The sequence below is a fragment of the Aerococcus sp. UBA6277 genome (assembly GCF_002440555.1).
Taxonomy (GTDB): domain Bacteria; phylum Bacillota; class Bacilli; order Lactobacillales; family Aerococcaceae; genus Aerococcus.
This window is the reverse complement of record NZ_DJUR01000019.1, coordinates 65,337-74,664: the sequence shown is the minus strand read 5'-3', so window position 1 is coordinate 74,664 and position 9,328 is coordinate 65,337. Positions and strand designations below refer to the sequence as shown.

The 9,328-nt window shown below is 41.3% G+C and carries 3 protein-coding genes, 1 tRNA gene and 1 pseudogene; 2 read left to right on the top strand and 3 right to left on the bottom strand.

The annotated features are described in order from the left end of the window. Positions 1-26: 26 nt before the first annotated feature. A tRNA-Val gene (locus tag B2V22_RS03480) sits at positions 27-102 on the bottom strand. A 156-nt stretch (positions 103-258) separates the two neighbouring features. On the opposite strand from B2V22_RS03480, the gene B2V22_RS03475 reads away from it, so the two are divergent. Next, positions 259-975 carry a prepilin peptidase gene (locus B2V22_RS03475; RefSeq protein WP_290490595.1) on the top strand — a complete coding sequence of 239 codons (717 nt, stop codon included), beginning with the start codon at positions 259-261 and terminating at the stop codon, positions 973-975. A gap of 31 nt (positions 976-1,006) precedes the next feature. Further along, positions 1,007-1,942, top strand: a complete 936-nt coding sequence (locus B2V22_RS03470) for a hypothetical protein (RefSeq protein ID WP_290490594.1) — start codon at positions 1,007-1,009, stop codon at positions 1,940-1,942. Here the strand turns inward: B2V22_RS03470 and rpoC are convergent. Together rpoC and rpoB are read right to left on the bottom strand one after the other, a co-directional pair. Continuing rightward, entirely contained in the window at positions 1,922-5,578 is a 3,657-nt protein-coding gene (gene rpoC, locus B2V22_RS03465; RefSeq protein ID WP_290490593.1) for a DNA-directed RNA polymerase subunit beta', read from the bottom strand. The genes B2V22_RS03470 and rpoC overlap by 21 nt on opposite strands. A gap of 148 nt (positions 5,579-5,726) precedes the next feature. After that, a pseudogene (rpoB, locus tag B2V22_RS03460) lies at positions 5,727-9,192 on the bottom strand (DNA-directed RNA polymerase subunit beta); the annotation flags it as partial. Positions 9,193-9,328 lie beyond the last annotated feature (136 nt).

Genomic DNA, 9,328 nt, shown 5'->3' with positions numbered 1-9,328 from the left:
GCTCTACCAACTGAGCTAACGAGTCATGGTGGAGAATGAGGGGCTCGAACCCCCGACATCCTGCTTGTAAGGCAGACGCTCTCCCAGCTGAGCTAATTCTCCGTAAATTTTTCAATTAGTTATCTGTCAAAGACAACTACTAAATAATACCATCTGATTTAGACACTGTCAACACAATTTCCATAAAAATTTTATTTTTCATCATTTTTTTGCGCATCGGCAGAAAAAAATCGTATATAAAACATATGGAGGTTGAAAATGATATCGTTTGTTTATTATACCATTCTTTTGGTCTTTTTTGCTAGTCTTGCTTCGTTTTTTATGGTGGTCGGCTCAAGAACAGTCCTTGGACAATCCTTCATCCACGGTCGTTCCAAGTGCGACAATTGCCAAGTCCCGATTTCACCCTTTGCTTTGATACCAATCATCGGTTACGGCCTATCAACAGGTAAATGCCAAACTTGCCGCCAGCCAATTTCACTGATTTATCCACTTTCTGAAGGATTTTTCGCTATATTTTCTTTCTTGTTTTTTCTGAACCATTCAACTGAAACAGCAATTCTTCTCTTCCTAATTTTTACTATTCTTCTCATCATGACCAGTGCCGATCTGGCTTTACACATCATACCAGACCGGTTTCAAGTCATATTATTATTAGCTGTGCTTAATTATCTATATCGAAATCCGGACCTAGCAGGCTTAACCCACATTACCTTTTCCCTATTAGTCCTCACTACTTTAATCACCACCAATTACCTACTCCATCAGGGTATTGGTGGTGGCGATATTAAAACACTGGTAGTCTTAGCTCTGATGCTCGGTCCCTTAAAATTCTCATACCTTCTTTTAATCGCTAGCGGTCTAGCCCTTTGTCACATCTTTTATTTGAAAATCAGACATACGAGCTTGCCAAATGGTCTGCCATTTATCCCTTACTTATTCTTTGCCTATCCCATCATCTTCTATATACTGTAATTAGCAAGGTATTAAACGCGAGGGAGAGAATATGCAGATTCAACACACTTTTATCCAGGGTAAATATGGCCAGCCAGTTTTATGCGAGGACGGTCTTTTTACAAATGACCACTACATCGCTGTTATAGACGGGGTAACATCCAAGTCGAATTTCACCTATGAGGGTATGAAAACTGGCAAAATAGCATCCAATATCATCAAAGACTTCTTAGCCACACTAGATCCACAGGCATCTATCGAGACGGTTATTTTGGGCGTTAACCAAGCTTTCGAGGACAAATTTTATACACATGTGGATTTCCCACTAAACCGAATCGAACATGGTCCACAAGCTGCCATGGCTTTGTATTCTGATTTTCACAAGTGTATCTACTTAATTGGGGATTGTCAGGCTAGTGTAAACGGGCAATTATATATCCAACCAATGGCATCTGATGATATTTTAAGTGCATTCAGGTCCCTCATCTTGCATATCAACCCTAACCATCACCAAGAGGCCAGGGACGCCATCATGCCCTATTTAGTTTCTTCAAACACTTTTGCCAACATGTCTGAAACACGGTTTGGTTATTCTGTTTTAAACGGACAAGAAATTCCGACCGACTTAATCACAACCATTCCTGTTCAGATTGGGGATGAAATTGTCTTAACGTCAGATGGTTATCCAGAAATCAGGCCAACTTTTGAAGAAACCGAGGCATATCTACAAGAAATTATCCACAACGATCCGAATTTAATTGACCAATTTGTATCCACAAAAGGCGTTAACCCCGACCAAGTCAGCTTCGATGATCGGTCTTATATTTATTGCCTTCAAAGTGACGAACCGGTCGTAAATTTAAAAAATCTTCTCTCTATAAAACACAAAATCCCTAGACCAATTTGGCCTAGGGATTTTTTCTCGCCTGAATATTCATTTGTTGTTTCTATTTTCTATAATGGTGAATTAGTTTTCTTGAATACTTGAGTAGTCAATTTGGCTAATTTCAGCATCTTCATCTACTTCTTCGCCGTAGATTAGTTGTTGTGTGTCACCGATTTTTTTCGGTTCCATTTCACGGTAACGAGCCATACCTGTACCTGCAGGGATGATCTTACCGATAATAACGTTCTCTTTCAATCCAAGTAAGTGGTCTTCTTTACCACGGATAGCCGCGTCAGTTAAGACTTTCGTTGTTTCTTGGAATGAGGCTGCAGATAGGAAACTGTTAGTTTCTAAGGCCGCTTTAGTGATACCTAATAATACTGGACGTGCTGTTGCAGGTAGTTCACCTGAACGGATTGCTTCAGTATTGGCATCTGTAAAGTCTGCAGTATCCATTAATTTACCTGGTAACAAGTCTGTTGAACCTGGGTCAAGGACACGTACTTTACGTAGCATTTGTCGAACCATTACCTCCACGTGTTTATCATTGATGTCTACCCCTTGAGAGCGGTATACACGTTGAACTTCATCTAACATGTATGTTTCAACAGTTAGTGTGTTTGTTACACGTAGTAAGTCTTTAGGATCGATAGAACCTTCTGTTAATTGTTGTCCACGGTGAACAGTATCGCCTTCAGCAACATTCATACGCGCTGTGTAAGGTACTTTATACTCACGAGAGTCAGTCATACCTTTAACAAATACTGTCTTCGTGCGGCTTGCTTCGTCTTCTTCGATTGCTTCGATTTCTCCAGCAACCTCAGTAATTACGGCACGACCTTTTGGATGACGTGCTTCAACAATCTCTTGGATACGAGGAAGACCTTGAGTGATGTCATCACCGGCAACCCCACCAGTATGGAATGTACGCATTGTTAACTGTGTACCTGGTTCACCGATAGATTGTGCAGCAATTGTACCAACCGCTTCCCCTACTTCTACCTCTTGGTTAGTAGATAGGTCGCGTCCGTAACAATGTTTACATACACCGTGACGAGTGTTACATGTGAAGGCAGAACGAATTGTTACTTGCTCAACACCAGCTTCAACGATGCGGCGAGCAGTTTGTTCGTCGACTAATTCGTTGTGGTGCGCAATGATTTCGCCAGTTTCTGGATGACGTACTTCTTTTTGTAAGTAACGGCCAGTCACACGTTCTTCAAGTGTTTCAATCACTTCGTTACCATTCTTGATTGCTTCAATCGCTAAACCACGGTCAGTACCACAGTCTGCTTCACGAATGATTACATCTTGGGCAACGTCAACAAGACGACGAGTCAAGTAACCTGAATCGGCTGTCTTAAGGGCCGTATCGGTCATACCTTTACGGGCACCGTGAGTCGAGATAAACATTTCTTGTACGGTCAAACCTTCACGGAAGTTAGACAAGATTGGTAACTCGATGATCTTACCATTAGGTCCGGCCATCAAACCACGCATACCAGCAAGTTGGGTAAAGTTAGAGATGTTACCACGGGCACCTGAATCAGACATGATGAAGAATGGGTTATCTTGATCAAGTGAGTTCATTAGGGCAAACTGGATTTCATCTTTTACTTTGTTCCAAGTGTCGATAACTTGGTCATAACGTTCGTCGTTTGTAATCAAACCACGACGGTATTGTTTTGTAATCTTGTCAACGCGGTCATGTCCTTTTTGGATAGACGCCGCTTTTGACTCTAGGTTTGTAATATCTGCCACACCTACGGTAATACCTGAACGTGTAGAGTATTTGAAACCTAAATCTTTCATTTTATCCAAGATAATTGAAGTTTCAGTGATTCTTGATACTTTAAATACTTGTGCGATGATACGCGCTAAGTATTTTTTCTTGAATGGTGAAACCATATCTTGACGACTGATGAACTCTTTCACGTCTGTACCTGGTTCCATGATGAACTTGTCAGATAGAGATGATTCTAAGTTTTCAGTTGTTGGTTCGTTGATGTACGGGAACTCTTCAGGCATTACCTCGTTAAAGAATAATTTACCGATAGTTGTCACCATCAATTTACCTTTTTGGTTTTCAGTCCAAGGTTTTTTAGGTAGTGCATCTGTTGGGAAGGCAACACGTGTATGTAATTGCACGTAACCATTCGTATAGGCGATATGCGCTTCATTAATAGAAGACATTAACATACCTTCACCCATTACTTCAGGTTCTTCCATTGTCAGGTAGTAGTTACCTAAGACCATATCTTGAGACGGTGTAACAACTGGTTGACCATCTTTAGGGTTCAAGATATGCGTTGCAGCTAGCATTAATAAACGTGCTTCTGCTTGTGCTTCTTCCCCTAATGGTAAATGGACCGCCATTTGGTCACCATCGAAGTCGGCATTGTAAGCTTCACACACAAGTGGGTGAAGACGGATTGCTTTACCTTCAACTAAGACTGGTTCAAAGGCTTGGATACCTAAACGGTGTAAGGTAGGTGCGCGGTTCAATAGAACTGGATGTTCACGAATGATTTCGCCTAGAACGTCCCAAACATCTTCATCTTGATGTTCGATTTTACGTTTGGCATGTTTCACGTTGATTGCCATATCGCGGGCAACTAATTCACGCATCAAGAATGGTTTGAATAATTCAAGCGCCATTTCTTTTGGTAAACCAGCTTGGTACATCTTCAATGAAGGACCAACGACAATTACAGAACGACCAGAGTAGTCAACACGTTTACCAAGTAAGTTTTGACGGAAACGTCCTTGCTTACCTTTAAGCATATGTGACAATGATTTCAATGGACGGTTACCTGGACCAGTAACTGGACGACCACGACGACCGTTATCGAATAGCGCATCAACCGCTTCTTGTAACATACGTTTTTCATTTTGCACGATAATATTTGGTGCATTTAAGTCTAATAGACGTTTCAAACGGTTGTTACGGTTGATTACACGACGGTACAAGTCGTTCAAGTCAGAGGTTGCGAAACGGCCACCATCTAATTGAACCATCGGGCGTAATTCTGGTGGGATAACTGGAATTACATCCATTACCATCCACGCAGGATCGTTACCTGATTTACGGAAAGCATCTAAAACGTCTAAACGACGGATTGCACGTGTACGTTTTTGACCTTTAGCTGTTTTTAATTCTTCTTTTAAGTCGGCAACTTCGCTATCAATTTGAACTTGTGATAACAAGGTCTTGATGGCGTCAGCACCCATTGCTGCTTTAAAGCCTTCACCGTACTCGCGTTTGTTGTCGCGGTACTCTTTTTCAGATAACAATTGTTTGTAATCTAATGGCGTATCACCAGCATCTGTTACAACGTAAGATGCGAAGTAGATAACTTCTTCAAGCGAACGTGGGCTCATGTCTAACATCAAGCCCATACGAGATGGGATACCTTTGAAGTACCAAATATGTGTTACAGGTGTCGCTAATTCAATGTGACCCATACGTTCACGACGTACTTTAGAACGTGTAACTTCAACGCCACAGCGGTCACAGACAACACCAGCATAGCGAATGCCCTTGTATTTACCACAAGAACATTCCCAGTCTTTAGAAGGTCCAAAGATTCTTTCGTCAAAAAGACCTTCTTTTTCTGATTTAAGTGTACGGTAGTTGATGGTTTCGGGTTTCTTAACCTCACCGTAAGACCATGATCTGATCTTGTCTGGTGAAGCTAACCCGATACGCATGCTTTCAAATCTATTTACATCTACCAAGGGGCCAACCTCCCTTATCTAATTTGCCCGAATTATTCGTTTACTTGTTTTTGTGCAGTGATTTCACTTGCTTGTGATTCAACAGTTGCATCTGCCTCAACTGCATTTTCTTTGCTTTCTTGATCTTTTTTAGGGAAGCCCGGTGTTACTTCATCCATGTCACGTAAATCTACTGCTTTCTTATCAGAGTCTAATACTTCAATGTCTAGACCTAATGATTGCAACTCTTTAACTAATACACGGAATGATTCAGGTACACCTGGTTTTGGAATTGGTTCACCTTTAACGATAGCTTCGTATGTTTGTACACGTCCTACAACGTCATCTGACTTGTAAGTCAAGATTTCTTGTAATGTGTATGCCGCACCGTATGCTTCTAGTGCCCAAACCTCCATCTCACCGAAACGTTGTCCACCAAATTGTGCTTTACCACCCAATGGTTGTTGTGTAACAAGTGAGTAAGGACCTGTTGAACGCGCATGTAATTTGTCATCGACCATGTGAGACAGTTTCAAGTAGTACATTACCCCTACAGAAACACGGTTGTCGAATGGTTCACCTGTACGACCATCGTAAAGAACAGTTTTAGCGTCGCTTGCCATACCTGCTTCTTTGATTGTTTCCCATACGTCTTCTTCGTTGGCCCCGTCAAATACTGGTGTTGCAATGTGGATGCCCATTTCGCGTGCAGCCATACCTAAATGCAACTCTAATACTTGCCCGATGTTCATACGAGAAGGTACCCCTAGAGGGTTCAACATGATATCAACCGGTGTTCCGTCTGGCATGTAAGGCATGTCCTCTTGAGGTAAGATACGAGACACAACCCCTTTGTTACCATGACGTCCGGCCATTTTATCTCCAACTTGGATCTTACGTTTTTGGATAATGTAAACACGGACTAACATAGAAACACCTGGTGATAATTCATCGCCGTTTTCACGGTAGAATACTTTCACGTCGTTAACGATACCGCCGCCACCATGTGGTACGCGTAATGATGTATCACGAACTTCACGTGCTTTTTCACCGAAGATAGCGTGTAATAAGTGCTCTTCTGCTGATAATTCAGTTACACCTTTAGGCGTTACTTTACCAACTAAGATGTCACCATCTTTCACTTCAGCACCAATACGGATGATGCCGCGTTCATCAAGATTACGTAATGAATCTTCACCAACGTTAGGAATTTCACGTGTGATTTCTTCAGGTCCTAATTTAGTGTCACGCGCTTCAGATTCTAATTCATCAATATGAATAGAAGTGTAGACATCGTCTTTCACTAAACGTTCAGACATGATAACCGCATCCTCGTAGTTATAACCGTCCCAAGTCATGAAGGCGATTAATGGGTTTTGACCTAAAGCCATTTCTCCTTTTTCCATTGAAGGTCCGTTAGCTAGGATTTCGCCAGCAGTAACAGATTCGCCAATAGTCACGTTAGGTGTTTGGTTGTAAGATGCTGAGGCATTTGAACGGTGGTATTTGATTAATGGGTACTTGTCTAAAGCACCATCTTCACGGCGTACACGGATTTCACTTGCATCGACATACTCAACAACACCATCAAATTGAGCAACGACTGCTGCACCGGAGTCAGCTGCGGCTTTATGTTCCATACCAGTACCAACTAGTGGTGCATGTGGTTGTAACAATGGCACAGCTTGACGTTGCATGTTAGCACCCATCAAGGCACGGTTAGAGTCATCGTTTTCCAAGAAAGGAATTGACGCTGTTGCAACAGATACTACCTGTTTAGGTGAAACGTCCATATAGTCAACACGTTCAGGTTTCACTTCGATATTTTCTTCAACGTAACGAGCCATAACAATTTCTTCTGCGAATGAACCGTCTTCGTTCAAGATAGAGTTACCTTGGGCGATAACGAAATTATCTTCTTCGTCAGCTGTTAAGTAGTCGATACGGTCTGTTACTTTATGTGTGTTCCAGTCAACACGGCGGTATGGTGTTTCAATGAAACCAAATTCATTGATTTTCGCATATGACGCCAAGTTGTTGATCAACCCAATATTTGGTCCCTCAGGTGTTTCGATTGGACACATACGACCATAGTGAGAGTAGTGAACGTCACGCACTTCATATCCGGCACGGTCACGAGTCAAACCACCAGGTCCTAAGGCAGATAGACGACGTTTGTGCGTCAACTCACCTAATGGGTTGGTTTGGTCCATGAATTGAGACAATTGAGAAGAACCGAAGAACTCTTTAATTGACGCAACTACTGGACGGATGTTGATTAATTGTTGTGGGGTTACTTTTTCAATGTCTTGGATAGACATACGTTCACGTACAACACGTTCCATACGAGATAAACCGATACGGAATTGGTTTTGTAATAATTCACCAACTGAACGAATACGACGGTTACCTAAATGGTCGATGTCGTCTGTTTTACCAATTCCTTCATATAAACCTAAGAAGTAATTTAATGAAGCTAACACGTCAGCAATTGTTAAAGCACGAGCTTCTCTACCTGGGCTCGCGTTACCAATAACGTTGATTACCCGGTCAGCGTCTTTAGGTGCTTGGATTTTAATGATTTGTACATCAACAGGTTCTGTTAGGACAGCATCGTCATTTGGATATAATGTTGTGACGTTTAAACCATTGTCAAAATATGGCTCTAATTTGTCCATGATTTCGCGGTTTAATTCAGTACCTTTATCCGCTAAGATTTCACCAGTTTCTGGATCAACCAAAGTTTCAGCCAAGATTTGGTTGAATAAGCGGTTTTTAATATCTAACTTTTTGTTTACTTTGTAACGACCAACAGCTGCTAAGTCATAGCGACGTGGATCAAAGAAGCGAGCAGTTAGTAAGTTACGAGATGAGTCTGCAGTCTTTGGTTCACCTGGACGTAGACGTTCGTAGATTTCTTTTAAGGCTTCTTCTGTACGAGAATCAGATAAGTCTTTGTGAACATCTTTTTCTAAAGTTAATTCTAATGTTTGGCTTTCTCCGAAGATTTCACGAATTTGGTCATCAGAAGAGAAACCTAATGCACGCATCAATACTGACATTGGCACTTTACGTGTGCGGTCAATACGTACGTAAGAGATGTTTTTCGCATCTGTTTCCATTTCTAACCATGCACCACGGTTAGGGATTACAGTGGTACCAAATGATTGGCGACCATTTTTATCTAATTTGTCATGGAAGTAGACACCTGGAGAACGCACTAATTGAGAAACGATTACACGTTCCGCACCGTTGATGATAAAGGTACCACCATCAGTCATTAGTGGGAAATCACCGAAGAATACTTCTTGATCCTTGATTTCACCAGTTTCTTTATTCATTAAGCGCAATTTAACATAAATTGGCGCTGAGTAGTTTGTATCATGTGCACGCGCTTCTGCTAAGTTGTATTTAGCTTCTTTAAATGAATAATCAACAAATTCTAAGGCTAATTTACCAGCATGATCTTCAATAGGAGAAATGTCTTCAAACATTTCTTTCATCCCTTGATCCAAGAACCATTTGTATGAGTCCGTTTGGATTTCAATCAAGTTTGGCAATTCTAGCACTTCATTAATACGTGAGTAACTGCGGCGAACGCGATGTTTACCGAAATTGACATTATGCCCAGTCATTAAAAGCCACCTCTCCGAAATTTAAACTGTTAGAATTTAATGAGAATTTGATAAGAAATTACTCATTAAGGCCTTTTTACCCTAAAAATGGGCAAAAAAATAACAAAAGATGATTTGACTTCCCTGTCATTACCTT

What these genes read in the sequence shown, in the direction of transcription:
- B2V22_RS03475 (WP_290490595.1), top strand. Translation starts at nt 259, where the DNA reads ATGATATCGTTTGTTTATTATACCATTCTTTTGGTCTTTTTTGCTAGT.
- B2V22_RS03470 (WP_290490594.1), top strand. Translation starts at nt 1,007, where the DNA reads ATGCAGATTCAACACACTTTTATCCAGGGTAAATATGGCCAGCCAGTT.